This window comes from Brevibacillus sp. HB1.3, from assembly GCF_013186635.1.
Lineage (GTDB): Bacteria > Bacillota > Bacilli > Brevibacillales > Brevibacillaceae > Brevibacillus > Brevibacillus brevis_D.
The window spans coordinates 598,760-621,259 of the sequence record NZ_JABMIT010000002.1 but is presented as its reverse complement, the minus strand read 5'-3'; the positions used below and the strand labels follow the sequence as shown (position 1 = coordinate 621,259).

The 22,500-nt window shown below is 45.4% G+C and carries 17 protein-coding genes; 3 read left to right on the top strand and 14 right to left on the bottom strand.

Annotated features, from left to right (window positions below):
- Positions 1–1,047 (bottom strand): zinc-binding alcohol dehydrogenase family protein, encoded by a 1,047-nt coding sequence (locus HPY31_RS07405; RefSeq protein WP_172139762.1) that lies wholly within the window; start codon positions 1,045–1,047, stop codon positions 1–3.
- 125 nt (positions 1,048–1,172) lie between these two features.
- On the opposite strand from HPY31_RS07405, the gene HPY31_RS07400 reads away from it, so the two are divergent.
- Positions 1,173–1,550 carry a winged helix-turn-helix transcriptional regulator gene (locus HPY31_RS07400; protein ID WP_172139760.1) on the top strand — a complete coding sequence of 126 codons (378 nt, stop codon included), beginning with the start codon at positions 1,173–1,175 and terminating at the stop codon, positions 1,548–1,550.
- Between the two features lie 105 nt (positions 1,551–1,655).
- Positions 1,656–2,786, top strand: a complete 1,131-nt coding sequence (locus HPY31_RS07395) for a response regulator (RefSeq protein ID WP_172139758.1) — start codon at positions 1,656–1,658, stop codon at positions 2,784–2,786.
- A gap of 17 nt (positions 2,787–2,803) precedes the next feature.
- Here HPY31_RS07395 and HPY31_RS07390 read toward each other — a convergent pair whose 3' ends face one another.
- Complete coding sequence (locus HPY31_RS07390; protein ID WP_172139756.1) at positions 2,804–5,878, bottom strand: hybrid sensor histidine kinase/response regulator; 3,075 nt, start codon at positions 5,876–5,878, stop codon at positions 2,804–2,806.
- A 557-nt stretch (positions 5,879–6,435) separates the two neighbouring features.
- Between HPY31_RS07390 and HPY31_RS07385 the strand changes: the two genes are divergently transcribed.
- On the top strand, positions 6,436–11,283 hold the full coding sequence (locus HPY31_RS07385) for a DUF8202 domain-containing protein (protein ID WP_216675500.1): 4,848 nt from the start codon (positions 6,436–6,438) through the stop codon (positions 11,281–11,283).
- A 100-nt stretch (positions 11,284–11,383) separates the two neighbouring features.
- Here the strand turns inward: HPY31_RS07385 and HPY31_RS07380 are convergent, their stop codons facing one another.
- The 12 genes from HPY31_RS07380 to HPY31_RS07325 form a co-directional block, all read right to left on the bottom strand.
- Positions 11,384–11,758 (bottom strand): hypothetical protein, encoded by a 375-nt coding sequence (locus HPY31_RS07380; protein WP_172139752.1) that lies wholly within the window; start codon positions 11,756–11,758, stop codon positions 11,384–11,386.
- Between the two features lie 123 nt (positions 11,759–11,881).
- Positions 11,882–12,904, bottom strand: coding sequence for an ATP-grasp domain-containing protein (locus HPY31_RS07375; RefSeq protein ID WP_172139750.1), 1,023 nt, complete (start codon positions 12,902–12,904; stop codon positions 11,882–11,884).
- Positions 12,905–13,585, bottom strand: coding sequence for a vWA domain-containing protein (locus HPY31_RS07370; RefSeq protein WP_172139748.1), 681 nt, complete (start codon positions 13,583–13,585; stop codon positions 12,905–12,907).
- Between the two features lie 71 nt (positions 13,586–13,656).
- Positions 13,657–14,547 (bottom strand): TerC family protein, encoded by an 891-nt coding sequence (locus HPY31_RS07365; protein WP_172139746.1) that lies wholly within the window; start codon positions 14,545–14,547, stop codon positions 13,657–13,659.
- A 17-nt stretch (positions 14,548–14,564) separates the two neighbouring features.
- The gene (locus HPY31_RS07360; protein WP_172139903.1) at positions 14,565–15,794 is read right to left on the bottom strand and encodes a TerD family protein; all 1,230 of its coding nucleotides are present in this window, start codon (positions 15,792–15,794) and stop codon (positions 14,565–14,567) included.
- Positions 15,795–15,923: 129 nt separating this feature from the next.
- A complete protein-coding gene (locus HPY31_RS07355) occupies positions 15,924–16,508 on the bottom strand; it encodes a TerD family protein (protein ID WP_016739421.1) in 585 nt (194 codons plus the stop codon).
- A 36-nt stretch (positions 16,509–16,544) separates the two neighbouring features.
- Positions 16,545–17,126, bottom strand: coding sequence for a TerD family protein (locus HPY31_RS07350; RefSeq protein ID WP_016739422.1), 582 nt, complete (start codon positions 17,124–17,126; stop codon positions 16,545–16,547).
- Between the two features lie 57 nt (positions 17,127–17,183).
- On the bottom strand, positions 17,184–17,789 hold the full coding sequence (locus tag HPY31_RS07345) for a TerD family protein (protein WP_015894027.1): 606 nt from the start codon (positions 17,787–17,789) through the stop codon (positions 17,184–17,186).
- Positions 17,790–17,979: 190 nt separating this feature from the next.
- Positions 17,980–18,795: an HAD family hydrolase gene (locus HPY31_RS07340; RefSeq protein WP_172139744.1), complete on the bottom strand. Its 816-nt coding sequence runs from the start codon at positions 18,793–18,795 to the stop codon at positions 17,980–17,982.
- Positions 18,792–19,937 carry a cysteine protease StiP family protein gene (locus HPY31_RS07335; RefSeq protein ID WP_172139742.1) on the bottom strand — a complete coding sequence of 382 codons (1,146 nt, stop codon included), beginning with the start codon at positions 19,935–19,937 and terminating at the stop codon, positions 18,792–18,794. Before HPY31_RS07335 ends, HPY31_RS07340 begins: the two co-directional genes overlap by 4 nt.
- 21 nt (positions 19,938–19,958) lie before the next feature.
- A complete protein-coding gene (locus HPY31_RS07330) occupies positions 19,959–21,338 on the bottom strand; it encodes a phosphoribosyltransferase family protein (protein WP_253901707.1) in 1,380 nt (459 codons plus the stop codon).
- Positions 21,271–22,476 (bottom strand): HpcH/HpaI aldolase/citrate lyase family protein, encoded by a 1,206-nt coding sequence (locus tag HPY31_RS07325; protein WP_172139740.1) that lies wholly within the window; start codon positions 22,474–22,476, stop codon positions 21,271–21,273. Before HPY31_RS07325 ends, HPY31_RS07330 begins: the two co-directional genes overlap by 68 nt.
- Positions 22,477–22,500 lie beyond the last annotated feature (24 nt).

The following is a 22,500-nucleotide window of genomic DNA, read 5'->3' as shown; positions in this document are numbered from 1 at the left end:
TCAAAAGTTTTCTAAAACGATTTTCCCAATGGTTCGCCCAGATTCCAACTTCTCATGCGCGAGACGTAGGTTTGCTGCATTGATTGGCTCCAGTCGTGCAGTCAGCGTAGTTTTTATCTTCCCATCATCGATTAAGTCCGCCAGTTCATTCAACAATTCGTGTTGTTTGATCATGTCATTGGTTTGAAACAAGGACCGTGTAAACATGAACTCCCATACAAACGTTACACTTTTAGAAAACAGCAAGTCCATTTTCAAGCTCCCTGCCCAGGTAGTTTTATTTGCAGGAACGATAGCGCAAATTTTACCTTGGGGGACAATGACTTCCGCCATATTTTGAAGATGTTGAACCGTATCATTCAAGCAAAGGATATAATCGACGGCGTCAATACCAACTTCCTTGAGCTGAGGGAGAAAAGGGTTGTTGTGGTTTATGATAAAATCCGCGCCGAGACCTTTAGCCCATTGAATTGACTCTGGACGTGAAGCAGTACCGATTACGGTCAAACCTGCTAATTTTGCAAGTTGAATAGCAATCGAGCCAACCCCTCCGGCTGCACCGATAATCAGTATGCTTTTGTTTTCACCTGTATTATTTAGGCTAATTCCTAAACGATCAAAAAGACCCTCCCATGCAGTTATCGAGGTAAGTGGTAATGCGGCAGCGGCAGCGAAATCCAAACTTCGCGGCATATTTCCCACAATTCGTTCATCAACTAAGTGAAATTCGCTATTACTGCCTGGTCGGGACACGCTGCCCGCATAATAGATCTTTTCCCCAGGTTTAAACAATTGGCAGTCAGGACCAACTTGTTCTACGATTCCAGCGGCATCCCAACCAAGAATTTTCGGTGAATCGGCTTCATAGTTATGACTTTCGCGAACGCCTACATCTGCAGGGTTGACGGAGATTGCTTTTACACGTACAAGCAAATCACGGCCTGTAGGTTCCGGTTTATCGACGTGCAAATCAATAAGGCTTTCCGGATTAGATATAGGGAGGTAGCGGTAAGCACCGACAGCTTTCATCTTTTGGTGAGTATTCATGGGTATCCATCCTCTCAAATAGGAAATGTTGTACAGTTGCATTGTAAAACGATCCAATTACTTTAAGTAAGTACGCATATTTTTATGGTATAGTATTAAAAATCAAACCATTGGGGGATAAGCTGATGGGAGACCGAAGAAAGAAATATGGAGTGAGTCCAGATATGCAAGCATGTCCGGTTGAAACAACGCTGGATGTTATTAGTGGAAAGTGGAAGGGGATCATTCTCTATCAGCTCCTGAACGGAACGAAAAGATTCAATGAATTCAGGCGCCTCAATCCGGGAATCACGCAGTTTATGCTCACATTGCAATTAAGAGAGCTTGAACGGGATGGCATCATTCATCGCGAAATATATAAAGAGGTTCCTCCAAGAGTGGAATACTCCCTTACTGAATTCGGAAGCACTCTCGAACCAGTCATTATGTCAATGAAAGTATGGGGCGAGTCTTATAAAGCACGGCTTAATGAAAATCCAATGATACAAGGGGAGGAGAGTTAAAGGTAAGTTGAGTAGTAACCTAAGTAGTGGAGCGGGAATGTTTGAGCAAATGTTCAGGGAGGGAATAGTTTAGAGAATAGATAGAATATTAAAGTGGGGAACAGTATGAAAGCGATCTTAATCGACGATGAAGAGTTGGCATTAAATTATTTGGAGCATCAGTTATTAAATATCGGCGATTTTGAAATTGTTGGCAAGTTTACGGATCCAATGATCGGCAAACGAGAGATTGAAAAAAATGAGATTGATATTGTCTTTTTGGATATTCAAACACCAAAGCTAAACGGTATCGAGTTGGCCGAACAGCTTTTAGAAGTGAAACCTCAATTACAAATTGTCTTCGTCACCGCATATGAGAGATATGCGATTAAAGCATTTGAGCTGAACGCCCTTGACTATGTATTAAAGCCGGTTGGCAAGCAACGTCTGCAAAATACCATGAAACGAATTCAATCGATGATGGAGGAACAGAAGACCTTCTCCCCTCAGAAATCGGAGAATTTACAAATGACTCTGTTTCAACAAGTAACGTTTGTAGATGGAGGCCAGGAAATCCCACTTCGTTGGCGAACTGCCAAGGTACAGCAGTTGTTCTTATATTTGGTTCAACACAGGGGAACTACGGTTAATAAAACGGCGATCATTGAGTTACTTTGGCCAGAGCTTGAACCGGAAAAAGCCCATCATCAATTGTATACGGCTATCTATCATATTCGCAAAACCTTGGCGCTATTTAGTAAATATTTCCAAATCAGCAATACATCAGAAGGGTACAAGGTAAAACTAGAGCAAATCATCTTGGATGTCGATCAGTTTGAGCATTTTTTCCGCTCTGACTTATCTTTATCTGCGGAGACGATTGACGAGTATGAACAAGCCATGGCTCTGTGTAAAGGAGATTATTTGCAAGAGCATAATTACATATGGGCAGAAAGCGAGCGTCAAAGATTACAATTGCAATGGGTGCAAACCGCTTTGAAAATGGTGGATTGGTATTACGCCAATGATGAATGGAACAAAGCCATCACGCTATGTTTGGACATTTGTCAGCGTTATCCGCTCGAGGAAGAAGCCTATTTTTTCCTTATGAAAATATTTGCTGACATGGGTAGGCACTCTTCGGTTCATAAGCAATACGATCAATTAACGAGTGTGTTATGGAACGAATTGCAAGAACAGCCTAATCCGGCTATCACAGAATGGTATCAGCTTTGGAAGCAGAAAAATAAGGAATAAACCAAGTGGCTTATTCCTTATTTGGGGATTCTAAAAGTGACGATCGTACCTTGTTCAGGTGAGCTATCAATCGTTAATCCCTGGTTATATAGTTGTCTTAGTCGCCGTTCAATATTTCGCAGACCTACGCTTGCTCTTTTTTTGCCATGCCTTGTTTGGCTGAATAATTGATTCAGATCTTCCTCTGTCATCCCTTCCCCATCGTCTTGGATTGAGACTTCGAAATACTCCTCCTTGTCTTTGATGTGAATCCAGACTGTTCCCCCACTTGTGCGCTGCATTAAGCCGTGTTTGATGGCATTTTCGACTAGCGGTTGTATGGATAAGGGTGGTAAGTAAAAATCGAGATCAGGGTCCAGATCCCATTCCACTTGCAATCGATCGCCAAATCGTTGCGTCTCGATATACAAATAAGATCGAACAAGATCAAGTTCATCGTGAAGCGAAATAACGGGTTCAGAATTATGAAAGTCAAAGCTTAAACGCAAGTAGTTGCTAAACTCCTCAAGCAGTGTCTGCATTTTCGTGAAGTCCTGGAGTCCCAAGGCGGCAATTGAATTTAATGCGTTAAATAAAAAATGAGGTTCGATTTGTGATTGTAACCATGCTCCTTCCATACGCAAACGTTCATCGAAGGATATTTTAAACTCTGTTAAGGCTTTTACCCTTGCCTTTAATTCCCAAGAATCGACAGGTTTCTTAACATAGTCGTTCGCCCCTGCTTGAAAGCCGGCTATAATATCCTCGGAACGATTGCGTGCGGTCAAGAGCAGGACAGGCAGTTCTAAAACAGAGAATCGTTCCCGAATGATACGTGTTAGTTCATAGCCGGATACGTGAGGCATCATGACGTCTGAGATGACCAGATCGACCGGGTTACGTTCCAGTATGGACAGGGCTTGCTGAGCACTGGTTGCCGTGCTTACTTCGTATTGATCTGATTCAAGCATCTTGCTAAGGATGTTCAGGTTAATACTGTCGTCATCTACAACGATAATTCTTGCTCTTCTATTAAGAGAAGAAACGGTTTCTGTCGATGTAGTGATTCGATCAGTCGTTGCAGCGGCCATTTCTAGTGAGGTCTGCATGAATGTCTGAGCGCTGCTTTCTGCTATTGGAACGGAATCTGTAGCTAGTGGGAGGGTAAAAGTAAAGGCAGAGCCTTTTCCCAGAGTGGAATGAACCGATAGAGTACCGCCGTGCAGCTCAACCAACTGTTTGGAAATATGTAAGCCAAGCCCGAATCCGCCACTAGCTCTGATTGCATTCAGTTCCGCTTGTTCATAAGGTTTAAAAATGGTTTGCAGAGCCTTCTCCTCGATACCGACCCCAGTATCCTCTACTTGGATATGCGCAAATCCGTTAGACGTTTTCGCGCGAATCGTGATAGTTCCCTCATCTGTAAATTTAATGGCGTTATGCACCAAATTAAAAAGAATTTGAATCAGCCGGTTTTCATCTCCCTGAATAGAAGGAAACGAATCGTCTATTTCCACTTGTAAAGCAATCGGTTTTCCGTCCAGCATCAGTTTCGCCATATCGAAAACACCAGCGAAGATAGACTGTAGGTTTAATTTTTTCTCATGCAGGCGAATGCTGTTCTCCTTTAATCGGGTTACATCCAGCAAATCATCTAGCATGAGCGTCAGACGTCTGCTGACATGCAGGAGAATATCCAGACGCTTTTTGTGTTCTTCATGAAGAGGTGTGTTTGTATCCTCGATAATCGCTTGTGTGATATTGATGATGCCATGTAATGGATTTCTCAGTTCATGAGAAGTATTCACCAAAAATTCATCCTTGCGCTTATCCTCTTGCCTCAATTTCTCAGCAAGATGTTTCGTCTCAGTCGTTGCCCGGAAAAATCGTCTAAACCAATATGCCGCAAAAGCAAGTACGGCAAAGATCAGGTTGAAGGGGTAGTGAATAAATTCTAAGCCTAATATGGTATAAGCAATCGTCCAGATCACATTCACCCCTACAAACAGGCAAGCTAGCAGGAGAAATATAATGTCTTCCTTGTCCCGAATGGCCTTCCAGAGTATGTAGGCAGAAATAATGACGGAGAGGAGCAGCACGATAGATAGCATTCTGCTCATCGCTAAAATAGTTCCAGCAGGTACAAGGAGGATGAAGATGGCGTATAAGCTGCACAAGCCACTGAAACCTTGTAAAATCCTTCTGTTTAGATAAGCAGGAAGCAGATGATGAAACAAGGGAGGGATGAAGGCGACTGCACCAACATAGACGAGATACGTCATCTTAACTGTCCAATCATAATCCAACTGCAACCAGACAAATAATAACTTGTCATCGGCTGTCAGCACAGTAAATATTCCACAAACCATGACCAATGAGAAATATACCAAGCCTTTATTTGTGGCACCCAAGAAGTATAGGAGCAAGGCATATAAACTATGGATCAGAAACACGACGAGTAATAATAGTTGCAAACTGATGGAGAGGATCGTCCGCATCTGTACAGCTTCTATCGTACCGAAGCGAATAGGTTTTGTAATTCCTCCTGCCCCGGCATCATTGGAAACATGGATAAGCAACTCTACTTGACCTTGTTCTGGTGTCAGTTTGACAGTATAGGGAATATTGCGTGCTTGATGCTCTATGGTGCTGGTTGCCGGTTGTCCCACCTGGGCCACTAATTTCCCATTGGCATAGACGGTCGAGGCAGTTCGAAGCTCATTGATCCTGAGACCAAATGTCTGTTCCTGTTCTGGATCAAGCAAGATGCGTAGTCGATACGTGCCGAAGTGGAAGGAGTCCGATACACCCTGCTCATGAACAAATGCCTCATCCCACTTATTGGGTACTTGAAGGTATGTCTGGCCCTCAGGTTTCTTCAAGCTGTTTCCCTCTATGAACTGAGAAGGGGAGAACTCCCACTCCCCATCCAACCGTAATGTTTGGTATTCCGTGAATTTCCATCCGCGTAAATCAAGCACACCTTGTACAGCCACTGGTTTTTCAGCGTAGTCAAAGGTAGTAAGGAAACTCATCCAGAGTAAGCGAACAGCTGTTACTACTAGTAGAGCAACAACGATCATTTTCGTCCATTTCCAGGCGACTGTTTTCATATTAATGATTACCCTCAATGAATAGTAGTAAGAAGATTGTTAGTTCCCAAATCCGAAGAATATCAATTTTTTCATAATGAATACTCTTCGACAAGATATTCAGGACACCTCTTAAAAAGAATATATCAAGGTAGACTAGGGAAGTTGTAGAGGTTATGTAGAGGTGCCCCTGTTAAGATGACATATTGGATGAAGTCTATTGAAAAATAGATAGTTTCAACAAAATATCCAGAATCCGAGGGGAGAGGAAGAAAGGGCTATAAAAAATTACAAAGCTACAAAATGGGTGGAAGCGTCCCACTGGCCGATGCTTTGAGGAAAGGCGGTAAGCCCTGTCAGCTTTTTTTCAGTTGAATACTGCAACTTATGTGCCGCTGACATATGACATAGCAGATGAAAAAGTGAAAGTGAGGCGAGAAAGTCGATTCACATTGAGAGCATCGGAAGCGTAACACAAATCAAATCTCAGAAAGGAATGGATCTGCATGCTAAGTAACGGTATTAATCTACGGAAAATAGGGATGGTTTTCCTGATTTTTTCGCTTGTCTTCACCAGCATGGTGGCAAGCTTAGGAACACCCGTCAGCTATGCTGCTGAAGAAGAGACCTATTACGTCTCTAGCAGTGGCGATGACACCACAGGTGATGGAACCCGAGATCTTCCTTTTGCTACGTTGTATACAGCCTATCAAAAGATTGGTAGCGCGGGGACTATATATGTTCTGGACAATATCAACTTATTGGCCAGCACTACAAAAAAATTCGATAAGAACAAGGTTGTTACGATCACCACGGCTCCTGGAGTCGGGGAGACTGCCGTGATTCAGCGTGACCCGGCTGGAGATGGCACTCTTTTAGATCTTAATCTGGGCCAGCTTACATTAAAAAATATTATCATGGACGGCAACTACCAAGGGGGGAAAATGGCCCAAGGTAGAATCATTAACGTCTATGATGCAAAACTGATCATTGAAGAAGGCACTGTTTTACAGAATAGTTATTCAAACTTTCCGGGAAGCGCAATCTATCTCGGTCAAATTACAGCGGTCTTACAAATGACTGGTGGAGTAATTACAGGCAATAAGAATAATAGTACAGGTGCGGTCTATCTTGGTGCGGGTACATTCAATATGACCGGAGGCCAAATCACTAACAACAGTGGCGGAGGAGTTGATATCCAAGCGGGAAAATTCGCTCTTTCCGGCGATGCAACTATTACGGGGAATACAATAGTAGTTTCGGGCCAACCAAAAGCACGAAACGTTAATCTGCAAGGCAGTACACTTCTTACGCTAAGCGGTGAGTTTACCGGAAAAGCGGGTATTACCGCGCAAAATCGTATGACTGCTGGAAGCAAGTTTGGACAAGCCGACGCGGGTGATCTAGCGGGGCTGGAGAATCTGATTGCGGACGACAGTCCTCTTTTTGCAGTTTACGGTGAAAGTAATGCTTTGTTGTGGAAAGCGCCACCGACAGTAACGTTTGAACAACCGTCCGGAGACAAGGTGCCCACTGGGAAACCAGAGTTCAAAGGAACGTCAACAGCGGGATCTAAGGTGACCGTTGAGATTAAAGACAAAGATGGCAATGTAGTAGATACTCCAATGGTAACAGTTGATGCAGAAGGCAACTGGACATTTACACCAACCCGAGATTTGGAAGACGGTGAATACACAGTTGAGGTAACAGCTACGACAGACGAGGGCAAGTTAGCCAAAGCAACAAAGTCTATTACCGTAGATACAACACCAACAACCGAACCTGTCGTTGATAAATCGAAGCTGCAAGCAAAAGAGGAGCAAATTAAGAACGAAAACCTGAAGGCAGAAGATTACACATCAGAAAGTTGGGAAGAACTGCAAAAGGCATTGCAAAAAGCAGAAGCGGTTCTGGCTGATCCAAATGCAACCCAACAAGAAGTAGAAGAAGCGCTCTCGGCATTGACAAAGGCCAGAGAAGAGTTGAAAAAACCAGGCGTACCTACGCAAGGGCCAGGCGGGGTGAGTGAAGGCTTACTCTCTTGGGTTGATGTAGAACGCAGTGCTGTGCTTTCGGGGAAACAAATCAATCAATTAACAGACTTGGCAGATCGCGGAGCATGGATGCCTAGTGGTGCTAGTTCCAATGATAATGTGCCTAACGCTCTGAATTTCAATAGCGGAATCCAAATTGACTCAAGTAAAGGGTATTACACTCGCTCTTCTATTGATTTTAATAATAATGCTACTACGGATCGGGAAATATTCTCCGTCCAGGCAAGTGACAGATATATCGGATTCCCATGGGAGTTTGGAGGAAAACATACAGCTGCAGTTGTTTATGGAGCTAATAATGGAAAATCCATAAGTTCATATTTCGGTAGAGACGAAGGTAGCTTGAGCGTAGACGTCGGTGATTACCAATTAAAAAATGGAGCGATGTTAAACATCTGGAGTGCACCAAATGATTGGGCACTTTCGCTAAACGGAAAAGTATTACAGGAGACAAATAGCAATAATCCCAACTTTGCATCTCCTATAACAAGCGGAAGTAAACCTTATTATTTTGGTGCAGGTCATAACAGTCGCTTTTACGGGAAGATGTCTGAAACGATCCTTTATAACCGTAAATTGACTGATGAAGACCGAAACAAAGTCAACAGTTACCTTGCTTTAAAATACGGATTGACATTGAAAGATGAAAATAATGCTCCGATTGATTATGTCGCTAGCAATGGCTCAACGATGTGGAAAGCTAGCAATAACACTGGCTACGGCAACCGCATCACAGGGATCGGTCGTGATGAAGTAGGTGCTTTGTATCAAAAGCAATCGAAATCTCAGGTTGACGGTGCCAATGTCACGCTTGCAATAGGCAATGCGATCCAAGAGACGAATGCCCAGAATACCACGACGATTGCAGAAGATAAATCATTCTTTGTTTTTAGCGATAACGGTGGAGACGTTACATTCGTGGCTCCATTAACAAAAGATACAGAAAGTCTAAAACGTATTGGACGCACCTATAAAGTAGAGAAAACGAATTGGCAAGATAGAGACATTACACTGCAAGTAGACAAAGTAAAAGGCGCTTCTGAGTGGCCTTTGTATCTGGTTGTTAGTGGGGATGAGCAATTCGATCAGAACGATGCATTCCATCCATTAACAGATGGCAAAGTAACACTGAATAGTGCTGAATTTGCTACTGGCCATTATTTTACGATTGCCACAATTGTCCCCGTACCAACAGCTGCTACAATTGAGGAAACAGTAGCCGATGGCAATAAAATAACGTTGACGTTTGATCGCCGAGTAGAGTTAACCGATTTAACTGGATTTACCATTACAGTGGATGGTACACCTCTAGAAAACGGTGGTCTCACTTTCAAAGTTGACGAAAACGATGCTACAAAGCTAGTGATCACCTTGCCAGCAGGTACGAATGTTTCCAATAAAGCAGTAAACATTTCCTATGATGGCTTGGGGAACTTAAAAGGTACAAACGGTGCTCCAGTAGATCCATTTAACAAAAATGTTGAGAATCCTGGGGCGACAATTACGATTACTGAACCAAGTACCGATCGAGTCACTGTAACGAAGCCGGAGTTCAAAGGAACGTCAACACCAGGATCTAAGGTGACCGTTGAGATTAAAGACAAAGATGGCAATGTAGTAGATACTCCAACAGTAACAGCTGATGCAGAAGGCAACTGGACGTTTACACCTACCCAAGATTTAAAAGATGGTGAATACACCGTTGAGGTAACAGCGACGACAGTCGACGGCAAGACAGCCAAGGCGACAAAGTCTATTACTGTAGATACAACACCAACCCAACCTGTCGTTGATAAATCGAAGCTGCAAGCAAAAGCGGGCGAAATCAAAACCGAGAATCTAAAGGCAGACGATTACACAACCGAAAGCTGGGAAGAACTGCAAAAAGCTTTGCAAAAAGCAGAAGCGGTTCTGGCTGATCCAAACGCAACTCAACAAGAAGTAGACGAAGCACTGACGGCACTGACAAAGGCGAGAGACGGTTTGAAAAAGCAAGACGAGCCTACGCCTACCGTCGACAAAACGAAGCTGCAAGCCAAAGCAGATGAAATCAAGGCTGAGAACTTGAAGGAAGAAGAGTACACAAGCGCGAGCTGGGCAGAACTGAAACAGGCATTGGAAAAAGCAAATGCAGTGCTGGCTGATCCAAATGCAACCCAACAAGAAGTAGACGAAGCGCTCTCGGCATTGACAAAGGCGAGAGACGGTTTGAAAAAACCAAGCGTGCCAACGCCAACACCTTCAGTGGACAAAACGAAGCTGCAAGCCAAAGCGGATAAAATCCAATCCGAAGATCTAGTGGGTGAAGACTACACAAGCGAGAGCTGGGAAGAACTGCAAAAAGCATTAGAAAAAGCGAATGCGGTTCTGGCTGATCGAAATGCAACCCAAGAAGAAGTAGACAAAGCACTCTCGGCATTGACAAAGGCCAGAGACGGTTTGAAAAAACCAGATGAGCCTACACCTACAGTCGACAAATCAAAGCTACAAGCAAAAGTAGATGAAATCGACGATGAAGATTTGGATGAAGATGACTATACATCTTCAAGTTGGAGAAAGCTCGAGAAAGCATTGAAGCGTGCAAAAGACGTATTAGAAGATCCTGACGCAACCCAAGAAGAGGTAGACGAAGCACTGGCTGAGCTTAAAAAAGCAAGAAGAGATTTAGAATCTGTCGATAAACGAGACAGAGACCGGGATAAAGAACGGAAAAAAGATCGGAAAAACACTCATCAAGTTCAAAATCCGTTCTTTACTGGAGGCAGCTCCGGTTATATAGAACCGAAGCCAAGTGAGCCAGCAAAAGAGAAAAACGACCAAACAGGCTACATGAACGGCTATCCAACCGGAAACTTCGATCCAAATCGCCAAGTGACTCGTGCAGAAATGGCCATGATTCTGGTAAACACAGGAATGGTCAAGACTACATCCGCAAGCGGAATGTTTATGGACGTAGCCGACCAGCATTGGGCAGCAGATGCGATTAGAAGAGCAAATGAAGCAGGTCTGATGAACGGTTATGCGAATGGTACGTTCAATCCGGGAGGCGGAATCACGCGCGCGGAAATGGCGACCATTGTATATAAGTATTTGGGATTAAATGGAGACGGTATGCCGAACAACTTCTACGATGTACCAGCAGATCACTGGGCAACGCAGATTATTGCGGCAGTAAGTAAAGATGGTTACTTGGCTGGCTATCCAGATGGTACATTCCATCCCCAAAAGACATTGACTCGAGCAGAAACAGTCACTATTATCAATCGTTTGCTGAACCATCAACAGTTAAGTCCGGTAACTGGACAAAGCTGGCCGGACGTACCTCCAACCCATTGGGCGTACAAAGATATTGAAGCAGCAACTAAAAAGTAAAGGGAACTCTCTCTTTCCTAATCCAAAAAGACCGGAGTGCATATTTTATATGCTTCTCCGGTCTTTTTCGACTACTCTCATAATCACAACGTATGAAAATTCATTCACATATACTGGAATTCGGGAATTCCCCTTGCAGGTAGGACTCCCATAGTTTATTGATAAACTCAATATTGATCTTGTTTTCAAACGCCTTGGAAATGAGGCCAAAGTCGTCCGATGCATAACCTGCCACTTCCGAATTCTGGGTTATCCGAAAAGTTTGCTTGAACACAAATTCCCTAATTTCTCTAATCACGGTATTTTCAGAGGGGGCAATTTCATCAACTGTTTTGTAACTAGAAATCCAGGCTACATCAAATTCAACAGCATCCCTAGCGTCTAATTTAGCGTCCCAATCAACATCTTTATGGAAGATATTCTCTAAGAAACTGTCATTCCTGATTATCGAAAGTATCTCACTCGCTGTTTTCAACGAAACCTTACCACCTTCATAATATACTAGGCAACGTTTTAAGGTATTCCTTCGAGTCTCAAAAGGGGAGAAGCCTTGGAAAAAGAGGTCTCTCCCATGATAAATTTTTGTTTTTCTTATATTTTACAGAATCCTCGTCAAGTCTCTCTCTCGTTCAACGTGGGTCATTAAAATATCAAGCTTTGGAACAGGAACGTCCGCCTTTCCAGTCAAAAGCAGTTTCAGTGCCAAGTAAGGAAAATTCACTCCGGACCGGCAAGAGATATACATGCCGCCGGAAGCTCGCGGATTGATTTCCAGCAGCTTGGGGATACCTTCCTTGTATTTGATTTGCACATTAAACAAATAGGAAAGCTGCAACCGCTGCTGCACGGCTTCGGCAATTCGTAGCAGTTCATCGTTGTCCTCAAGCTCGCGAATACGCCCTTCTACTTTCTTGCGGGGCACCGCTGCCAGCAACTGTCCTTCATAGGCGAGGCAATCGATGCTGTACTCATACGAGTCCAAATACTCCATGACCATTATTTCCTCAAACGTTTCTCGTGTGGACAGTGTGCGGACTACTTCTTCTATCGTGATTTGCTGGTGGGTTGATCGAAACAGTCGGTCAATCGGATCAAGCTGCTCCTCCACAATATAAAAGCCTGCTCCACCTTCGCCCCGGGCAGGCTTGAAGCAAACCTTGTTTCCGTCTTGTTTCAGTTGTTCATATGCTATTTGGAATTGTTCAGCTGTATTCACAATCGCATACGCGGGTAACGGTACTTCCGGTACGTCCTGAAAAAGTTGAAACAGCTTCCCCTTATCTGAAATATCCTCCAGCAACTGATGTTCCTGAGCAATCATAACCTGCGTGCCCTGCCGCTCAAACTCTTTGATATGCTTGGAGATTTCCACCAATCGATAGTTGGGGAGAAATACGTCGATCCGGTGCTTTTTACAAAACGACAGGCAATAGTCGATGTATTCTGGCACATCCAGCGTGGGCTCTAGTTCAGCATAGTCGGCGATTTGTAGCATCACACTATGACGTTTCGGGTGAGTCACATAAATCTCGAAAGTGAAGTTATCCGGGTTATTGCGAATCATTTCGACGATTGGATAAGCCGTAGCGAACGTTCGATTGAACCAAATCCGTTTTCTCATTTAGGCCAAAACCCCTTTTTGTTTTGCTTCATCCAGCCAAAGGGGGAACTCGTTTAGCAGCAAATCGTATAGGGCAGCATTTGAAATCGTGTCGATGTTTTCGATTTGAAAAAAGTTGGCATTATCGATGTAGCGCCCTTCGATCGTATCCAGCTTTTTCAACACACCGAAGTCTGCGTCACCAATACCTACAAATTGCCAAAACAATGGCTTTGTGGACGACTCGATAATCAGCTTTTGCACAGAATCCCCTGTGTCATTCGTTCCCTTTTTCACACCGCCATCGTTAATGAAGGTGATGTAGGTAGGCAGATGACTCGGTTCTTCCATCGTATATTTGGCGAGAATATCACGCATGACTAATGGCTCGTCATTTCGGCCGAATTTTTCGATAGTATTATTCTCCAAAATTGTGCGATTCACATAGTTCTCAAAATCCTTCTCGGTCACCGATGGAAGTCGGGAAAACCGATGATCATAGACCCAAATATCAAGTGCCTGGTCATCATCAAATTGGCTAGCTACTGCCAAAATCCGTTCCACTACCTTTTGTACCGTTCCGTTTTTATAGTAAGGACGCATAGAACCGGTTATATCAAGCACCAAGGCCACGCGCGCCTTCACCTGTTGCAATTTTTTCTTTTCCAGTACCACCTGTACATCTTTTACAAACGATATCATCTCTTGTCCTCCTTTATTCGAAAAGAAAAGCGAGTGTCTGTTCGACCTCGCTTTTCTTTACCTCATGCTATTTACGCAACGTTTTCCTTCGAGTCTTCTTGTTCCCCATGTTTTCCTTTTTTCATCTTATGCACGATGAAGGTACCAAGGAAGGTGAGAACCAGAACGCCGAAGAAGAGGTATGACTCGATGTGGATGCCTGCTGCGCCCAAGAACATTTTCACGGAGATGAGCGCAATAAGTACGAATGCGGTTGTTTCGAATTCCGGAATTCGCTCGATCAGTTTCAGGAAGATTTGAGCAACCCCCCGCATCATCAGGACACCGAGAATTCCGCCTAGGAACAGAACCCATACTTGGTTGCTGACACCAAATGCAGCTAAAACGGAGTCGATGGAGAAGGCAATATCCATCATCTCAACGGCAAGTACAGTTTTCCAGAAGCCTTTTCCTTTGTTCTCGGCCTCGTTTTCTTCTTCCCCACCGGACTTGAATAAGCGGTAGAGCAACCAGACGATGAGCAATCCACCGAGAATTTGTACAACCGGGATTGGGATAAAGTACAAGCATGCTGCCATTCCCAGATATAGCAGCAAATCGATTGCTTTTTGCGCTTTTTCATTATGGCCAAAGAAGTGGTCTGCCGCAATTTTGAGCAGGTAGAGTGCACCCATTACTTTGATCGCTGTCATCTTGACCAGGAAAACACCTAAACCGATTGCCAGGAAACGGAATAAATAGGCACCGAGCAAGCCGTAAAACAATGCGCGTTTCTTTTGCTTTTCTGGCAAATGATTTACCATTACTGCTAATACCAGTGCATTGTCAGCTGAAAGTAATCCTTCCAGAATGACCAATGAAAGAATAATTGTCCAGTTAGCAGGATTGGTCAGTACCCCCTGCAAAACCTCCCATGAAAAAAAACTTGAATAGGTTTCAATCAGCCCATTCAAAAACTCCATTTCTTCGTCCTCCTAGGTTATTTGCTGCCTGCGGACCAACGCATGTTCCAACCGTAGTAGCGATCCATCGGTTTATGTCCGTTGAAATATTCAACGAGACGCTTGATCTCAAAGGTATCTCCTTTTCTCTCGATCATGGCAATGGCACACATAATATTCCGAGGGTCGTGCACGTCCATGCGGACCACAATTTCCGGGTTGTCGGCTTGTTTGATCGTGACAACGCCATCCGTTTCGGCCCATTTCGCTACACCTTCATAGATATAGGCATAGATCAGGACACGATTAAACTCCCTCACATGATTGCCGTTAATGCGGAGATTTTCCCCATCAGTTCTGGATCCTGTACGGTCATCTCCGTCCAGCTCGATAAACGGGAAACGGAGATATTCACCAAAATGCCGGCCCAGCGCTTGGATACAACCTTTATTCCCGTCTGACATCTCATACAAACATCCAAGATCAAGGTCGATGCCATCGGATTTATTAAAGCCCAAAAAACCGCTTGATTTCTTGACTTTTCTATTCCAGTTTAGGTTCACACTGATTTGCCCCAACGCCCCGCTTGATTTTCGCAAGCTGATCGTTTCACCTTTTTTCGTCAGCTCAACCTTGGATAGATTGATCGGCGGTGCCGGTGGTTGCTCAACCTTTGGAGGCGGCGGAATGGTTGGAGACGGTTGTGGTGAAGAGGATTGCTCCTGTGCCACCTCTACGCCGAAATTACCGCATAAGGCAGTAAGTCCACCGTTAAAGCCGCTTCCAATCGCATTAAACTTCCATTCGCCATTGTAGCGATATAATTCACCTGTCACGATCGAGTTTTCTGTAGAAAAATCAACTAATGGAAATCGGATCATTTCAGCGAATGTGACAGGATGCAAGATTCGCAAATAAAGATCGGAAACCTGTCGAAACGTTTGGCCACGTGAAATGGCGTCGTAAATGGTAATCGTAAAGGCGATCTTTTCTACGTCAAGCGGAATTGCGGAAAGTTCCAGTTCGAATTGCTGTTTATCTCCAGCGCCGTCCCGCAGGGAGACAGCTCCGTTCGTTGATTTAGGATTTCCGTAGAATATGAAATCCTCCTCACGATTCACTTTCCCGGTTGCGCCCAACTGAAATGCCGATGCATCCAGATCAAGTTCGCTGCCGGTATGCCAGCCAAGACCAACAATCACCTTGGTCAGCCCTGGAAACTGCTTCGTTACATCAACCTTTTGTCCCTTAACAACCATCATCGTCATCACTATCACCTATTTTAGAAAACTCGGTTCCGCCAAGTCCGTGGCGTTGCCTTGGTTGCGTCTTGTCCAAAAAATGAAGGAAGGATGCTAGTCCCTACTATCAAACTAGCATCCTTTGGCTGGTACGAATTAACCTGCTTGTAATCCGAAGTTATTGCAAAGCGCTTGGAGGCCGCCGGAAAAACCACTGCCCACCGCAGCAAACTTCCACTCGCCCTGATAGCGATACAATTCGCATACGACGATAGCAGTTTCAACGGAGAAATCCTCGCCCAAGTCGTAACGAAGAACTTCTTGGTTCGTATTTTCATCAACGACACGAACAAATGCGTTGGAGACTTGTCCAAAATTTTGGCGTCTCGCTTCTGCATCGTGAATCGTAATCGTAATGGCGATTTTTTCAATCTCGGACGGTACTTTGGTCAGGTCGATCTTGATTTGCTCATCATCGCCATCGCCTTCACCCGTCAGATTATCACCAGTATGAATAACGGAACCGTTGCCGCCTTGTAGGTTGTTATAGAAAACAAAGTGCTGAATGTTGGTTGCTTTGCCGTCTGCGTGGAGCAAAAACGCCGCTGCGTCGAGGTCAAAATCAAATCCACCATTATATTTGTTTGTATCCCAACCGAGTCCAACGACCAGTTTGGTCAGATTCGGATTGCCTTTCGTCAGATCAATTTTTTGACCTTTAGATAAGCTGATTACTGACATGGCAAGTTCATCCTTTCCACGTTTCGTACTGGTTAATTAGCCGATGTTAACGCCAAAATCACGCGCCAGACCAGCAAGACCGTCTTTGTAGCCTGAGCCGATTGCGCTGAATTTCCACTCACTGCCATGACGATACAGTTCGCCAACTACAACAGCGGTTTCAATGGAGAAATCTTCTCCAAGGTCGTAGCGAATGAGTTCTTCGCCACTGCTTGCGCTCAGTACACGCGCATACGCATTGGATACTTGACCAAAGTTTTGGTTGCGGGTAGCCGCATCGTAAATCGTGATGGTGAAAGCAACCTTTTGGATATTCGCGGAAACTTTGGACAAGTCGATTTCGATTACTTCGTCATCACCGTCGCCATCACCAGTGCGGTTGTCACCGGAGTGAACAACGGAGCCGTCAGGGCTGGATGGATTGTTGAAAAATACGAAATGTTTGTCGTCTTCCACTTTGCCTTGGTCGTTCAGCAGGAATACGGACACATCCAGGTCGAATTCGCCGCCGCCATCATACTTGTTGGTATCCCAGCCAAGACCTACCTTGATTTGGGTCAAGCCAGGGTTCGTTTTTGTCAAATCAACCTTTTGTCCTTTTTGCAAAGATACTGCCATTTGTTATTCCTCCTAAAATTTGAATTCTTTATTGTAATAAGCATAACCTGATAGGTGCTACGTGTAGCGTCTGACCAGCTGGGAAATCGACGTATCGGTTGTTCCTTCACCAATAGCAGCAAACTTCCATTCACCTGAGTGGCGATACAGTTCACCCACGATCAGTGAGGTTTTCCCTGAGTAATTCTCCGTCAGATTGAATTTGCACAGTTCCTGACGAGAAGATGGATTCATGATGCGGATATATGCGTTGCCAATCATTCCGAAATCCTGACGACGACTGACACAATCGTAGATATTGACCACGAAAATCAGCTTGTGAACATCGGAAGGGACACGTGAAAGCTCGACAGATATCTGCTCATCGTCGCCTTCCCCTTCACCGGTAAGATTGTCCCCCGAGTGATTGACGCTTCCGCAACCGCTTCGCTTATTTCCGAAATAGACGAGATTTGTTTCTTTTGTAAATTTTCCATTTTCGTTCAGCATGATTACGGACGCATCGCAATCGATGTTGGCTTGTCCACCACCAAACAGTCCACCAAGTAGTCCGCCGGATTTTTTTACCGGGTCCCAGCCAAGTCCAACCAGCACTTTGCTCAAGCCGGCATTTCCTTTGGTCAGGTCAATTTTTTGCCCTTTTTGCAAACTGATAACTGACATGTCACCCTCCTACTCTGTCCGGGCTATACCCCAGTATTTTGCAGATTACAATTCGATTATTCCATTGCTATCCAATAAAATCTACATTTTTTTGCAAAAAACAACAAATTTCATCCATTTTGTGTCTTTTTTGAGCGTTAGCGTTTTTTTCATTTTTCAGGATCAAAGCGAGGCAAGTTCACGACTTGTTTTATGTTGCTTTGACCAGTTGGTGATACCATGACAGAACGGTTTGCAAAATCTCTTCTGCAGCGCTGATTCCCGACGCCTGCGTAAAGTGGAAGTTGCCCACAGCGCCGCCGTGATTACGACTCTGATAAATCTCCCCATGCGGTGGAACGATCGCCAGTTGCGCTGCTTCCAGCAGAGGCAGGTCTAGTAGCGAATCGCCAGCTGCGATCAGCTGCTCATCCTGCTCCAGCTCGCACACGTACAAGGTCGCATCGCGCTTGTTGACCGCCTGGGGCACGAGGTAGAGCTTTCGGCCCTGAATGGACATGCTCCAGTTTTGTTGCGCCACCCAGCGCTCGAAGTCGCGTAGCTCGTCGACAGGCATTTTTTCTCGATCAATGATGCTGTAGAAGAACAGATCCTCTGCCATTCTCTCCCGAATCACCCAACTGTCATTGCTGATCTGGGCGAAACCGGCCAGCATGTCGGGAAACGGCGCGCATTCGTTGACCATTCGGCTATGTACCTGACGACTCCACTGCTCGTCTATTCGTCCGTCACGGATTACATTGCCGCCGTTGCTGGTAATTGCATAGCGAGGTAAAAGCTCATTCTGGAAAATCAAAATTCGCTGATACTGTTCAATCGTTCTTGTTGTTACGGGTATAAACAGAGACTTTAGATGAACTTCATGAAGAAGTTGGATTGCCCGGTCAGACATGTGCGAGATTGGTTCGCCTTCAAGCACTTCGACTACCTGAAACGACTGCATTTCGTCCGTGAGAAATCGTTTCCCGTATAGGAGGGTCTGGTCCAGGTCACTTGCAAAAATCATTGGTTTTCCCCTCCCATCGTTCGGATAATACCACAGCAGGAATAGCTCATATCGGAACGTTCCTCCACGAATACACCACGATCCTTGGCGAGCATGATGATATGAGCAAGGTTAGGGTTTTCGACTGAATCGACAAGAATTTTCCATGGAACTCTGCGCAAAAGCACGCGTGTCGTTTCGCCAACTCCCGGTTTAATTAGATTCACATCATCAATTTGCAGCTCTTGCTGAATCCGCCCAATATCGTGCATGCCCTTCCAGGTCGGCACGTAGTCGTCCTCGTGGCTGATCAGTTCAGCTGCTTTTGCCTTTGCCTCGTTGGCAATATCCGCAAAATGCGCCGAAATCGTATTGACGAACAGGTTGGAAACATCTTCGTCCGCCCATTCCCGATAAAATTTGGCTCCGTGAAATTCACCAGCTGCAATGAGGTCGTCACGGTGTACGGTACGACTGATCAAACCGGACACGGTCGAGTTCAGGCAAGCGCTCGGGATCAAAAAATCTTCGCGAGTGCCAAACGTCTGCACGCAATACCCTGGGTCCGCGAGAACAGCCAAATCGGCATCAAGCCGCGTATGGAATTTCTGGTTAAAGCGGGAGATCGACTCGTGCAAGACCGATGTAATAGCGCCCTTGCCTGTCCAACCATCTACGAACTGAATTCCTTTGCCTGGATGATGCTCGAGAATATAGCGCAGTGCATTCTCGTCAATACCTTTTCCGCGAATGATCGAGATGCTGTAGTGCGGCGTATCCAGCTGGTGAATTTGTCTCAAATAGCGGCGGATCAAAACACCGATCGGCGTTCCTGCTCTTGCAAGCGAGGCAAGCACAATCTCCTTGCCTTTGCGTGCAAGGATGGATTCAGCCACTACTCCTGACGCCAGCGCCACTTTTCGTGCTGTCGTCTGCAAGGCCTGATGAAACAATGAGATGTACTCGGCGGAGGGCTGATACTCAACAGGCAGCATCTCGGAGTAATGTGTTCCCGCCTGAATCAATTCTTCCCGATCCTCCGTGTTGGTTTCTTCCATCAATCCGCTGATTTCTTTCAACAGGAATGTAACATCCTCTGCAGGGTAGCTCCCCATTTTAATCGGCTGCATGAGTTCTGCTGTGTATAATGAGCCTTGCTCCATTCGGTTTACCCCTCTCTGCAGTTAGCGAAACATTACGAGATACTTGTTTGGAATCGGCAGTTGGGCCAAGGTCGCATAAAGACTATTCAGCCGCTCCACGCTTGTCCCGCGTTCAAGGAACAGGAACAGCTCGTCATACCGCTGCTCCGGGATATTGTACATAAAGTTGCGAACAGTAGGATCATCCGGACTTTCGTACGCAAATGCATTTTGAACGGCATAGGTTTCCTTTGTTGCCGGATGAATCGGGCTTCTCGTCGTTGATTGATACCAAACCCCATCGCCCATGGAAGCGGCAATCATCATCGGCACGTACATAAACTCGCCTGTTCCCATACACAAGGTCGTACCCTTACGATATTGCTGCAAAAACTGGCCCAGCTCGCGAAGCGTGTCATGCAATTGACGCTGCTGCCCGGAAGTCATTCCAAAGCGTCCAGTTTGTTGCAAATACGGCAAGGTATTCACAAAGCCTGTCTGATCGATGGAAGAAAAGGACAGTTTGGTTAGCGCGGAGGTCTCCAGCGTGATGACAGTCGGCTCAGCTTCTGTCTGGACAAAGGCAGGCTTTGTCTGCTCAGCCTGCTGTTCGCCAAGAACGCCGTTCACCTCAATCTCTCCCTTAATCAGCGAGATGGCTGTGATCTCGATACCCAGCTCGGCTTCAAGCTCCAGAAACTTGCGGTGATCGTCAGGCGAGCGCCAATCCAATAAGGAAGCAACGATGTATTGCTTTCTCGGAAAATGCTGCTGAATCTCGCGAATGATGTTAAGCGCTGTTTTGCCTGTCGTAATCTCATCATCTACTAATACGATCGGACACGCAGAATGTAGCAAGTTTTTATCCAATGGATAAAAGTGATGGGCTACTGCGTGAGAATGTTCTTCTTCAAAATCAATCGTGGACGGAACCTCTTTGATCAGCTCTCTTGTTGTATGGATGTATTCTGCCTTACTGCCAAAAGCACTGAACATGCTGTGTCCAAGCGCAGTGGCAGTCTCGGCAAATCCGATGAACAACAAGGGCTCGGGTAATTCGAGGGGATGTTGCAGCAGTGTGTGAAGGATCTCTTCGCTCTTCTCCTGCTGAATGATACCTTGTACGATCGCCGGAAGATCACTGACTTCTTGGGAATAAAACTCTTCAAGGAGACGTGCCGCCAATGCCATACCACTTAGCACAGAGGCTGACGGCCGCACGGGCAAATGCTTTCCCAGAACCTTGCTGACAAACAGGAAGCTTCGTTTCTTATTGATTCGGGCAGCCATTTGGAATAGCGCTTCCAATGGAAGCTGGTACGGATTTTGTCGAACGTGGATGGTGATATTTAAATCACCGAGAATATTGAAACTGGATATTTGCTGTTCGAGCGAGCAGGTTGATAAAGTTGTTATGCTCATGGAACACCCCGTACACTTGTGATTTAATCATTATTTTCTTCGCCCAGCTCGTATGTGGCTTGATTTCGTTCATTTTGTTAGCGTAGTGACTTTTCGTTACTCCGTTTGTTTGGCTTTGCAGGATTGCCCTGGCGTCCTCGTACTCTTCACGTGTAATCACGGCAAGTGAGTGGACAATTTTGATATGGCTTGGGTGGATGATCGTTTTGCCGGTCAGGCCGTTTTCCTTGTCCAGCAAGACTTCTTTGATCAGCCCATCTTGCCACTGATTCAACAATTGCTGGCGAAGTCTGCGCCCTGATGCGCCGCCCAGCTTTTGTTCAAACGGAGACTGGCGGAGCTGTGGTTTTAGCAACCTTTCACCGTTGCCGAAATACTCCCAGACTGGACCAGATACGACGTATTCACTGCCCTGTCGTGTGAACATGTTTACAATGTCGCCAATGCAATCGCGAATCGTGGAAATCTCATAAATAGACACATCCGGTCCACGGCGCAATCCGAACAGGCTGGAAAAATCAGTTGCTCCCATGCGCACGTTCAGGACGAGGTGCCGGTATTTGTCCAAAATTTTTTTGATCGACAGCAGCTCGGCTGTTCGGGATTCTCTGTAAATAATGTCGGCGGACTCCAGAATCGGCATGCCGTACACAGGGAAAGGAACGTATCGGTTGCACGATTGCAGCGCTTCCAGATACTCCTCAGCGTTGCGGCTTGTAAACTTCGGGAACACAAACCCAGTCAGGCTGATCAAATCTTCTTGCAGTTCTTCCACAAGCCGGTTCATTTGGTGGACATCCCGGACACGCACGAACATGATCGGTATATCGTCCTGCTGGATCAAGCCGTTTCGTAGACGGCTGGAAATATCACGGACCTGCCGAATCAGCGATTGCTCTGCCTCAGTAACCTCATGATCGCCGATAGCGTCTTCCAGGCAGATGACCATGGAGACCAAGCCCTCGTGCTTTTGCGTCATGACATCATGAGAGATGGTGGTTCGTATGGCGGGCATGTAGAGTGTAGCTCCCAACGCGTGGGCTAGCACTTCCTTCTCGGTGTTTCGATTGATCGGAAGGGGGTGCACACTGAATAATTCTTCTTTTTCGTCCTCGAGCAAGTAATCAAAATGCCTCATAAAAGAAACGGCTCCCCTCTTCAT

Coding starts and splice junctions, on each gene's coding strand:
- HPY31_RS07405 (WP_172139762.1), bottom strand. CDS start 1,047: ATGAATACTCACCAAAAGATGAAAGCTGTCGGTGCTTACCGCTACCTC.
- HPY31_RS07335 (WP_172139742.1), bottom strand. CDS start 19,937: ATGGAGCAAGGCTCATTATACACAGCAGAACTCATGCAGCCGATTAAA.
- HPY31_RS07365 (WP_172139746.1), bottom strand. CDS start 14,547: ATGGAGTTTTTGAATGGGCTGATTGAAACCTATTCAAGTTTTTTTTCA.
- HPY31_RS07345 (WP_015894027.1), bottom strand. CDS start 17,789: ATGTCAGTTATCAGTTTGCAAAAAGGGCAAAAAATTGACCTGACCAAA.
- HPY31_RS07400 (WP_172139760.1), top strand. CDS start 1,173: ATGGGAGACCGAAGAAAGAAATATGGAGTGAGTCCAGATATGCAAGCA.
- HPY31_RS07360 (WP_172139903.1), bottom strand. CDS start 15,794: ATGACGATGATGGTTGTTAAGGGACAAAAGGTTGATGTAACGAAGCAG.
- HPY31_RS07370 (WP_172139748.1), bottom strand. CDS start 13,585: ATGATATCGTTTGTAAAAGATGTACAGGTGGTACTGGAAAAGAAAAAA.
- HPY31_RS07390 (WP_172139756.1), bottom strand. CDS start 5,878: ATGAAAACAGTCGCCTGGAAATGGACGAAAATGATCGTTGTTGCTCTA.
- HPY31_RS07355 (WP_016739421.1), bottom strand. CDS start 16,508: ATGTCAGTAATCAGCTTATCTAAAGGTCAAAAAATTGATCTGACGAAA.
- HPY31_RS07350 (WP_016739422.1), bottom strand. CDS start 17,126: ATGGCAGTATCTTTGCAAAAAGGACAAAAGGTTGATTTGACAAAAACG.
- HPY31_RS07385 (WP_216675500.1), top strand. CDS start 6,436: ATGGTGGCAAGCTTAGGAACACCCGTCAGCTATGCTGCTGAAGAAGAG.
- HPY31_RS07330 (WP_253901707.1), bottom strand. CDS start 21,338: ATGAGCATAACAACTTTATCAACCTGCTCGCTCGAACAGCAAATATCC.
- HPY31_RS07375 (WP_172139750.1), bottom strand. CDS start 12,904: ATGAGAAAACGGATTTGGTTCAATCGAACGTTCGCTACGGCTTATCCA.
- HPY31_RS07325 (WP_172139740.1), bottom strand. CDS start 22,476: ATGAGGCATTTTGATTACTTGCTCGAGGACGAAAAAGAAGAATTATTC.
- HPY31_RS07395 (WP_172139758.1), top strand. CDS start 1,656: ATGAAAGCGATCTTAATCGACGATGAAGAGTTGGCATTAAATTATTTG.
- HPY31_RS07340 (WP_172139744.1), bottom strand. CDS start 18,795: ATGATTTTTGCAAGTGACCTGGACCAGACCCTCCTATACGGGAAACGA.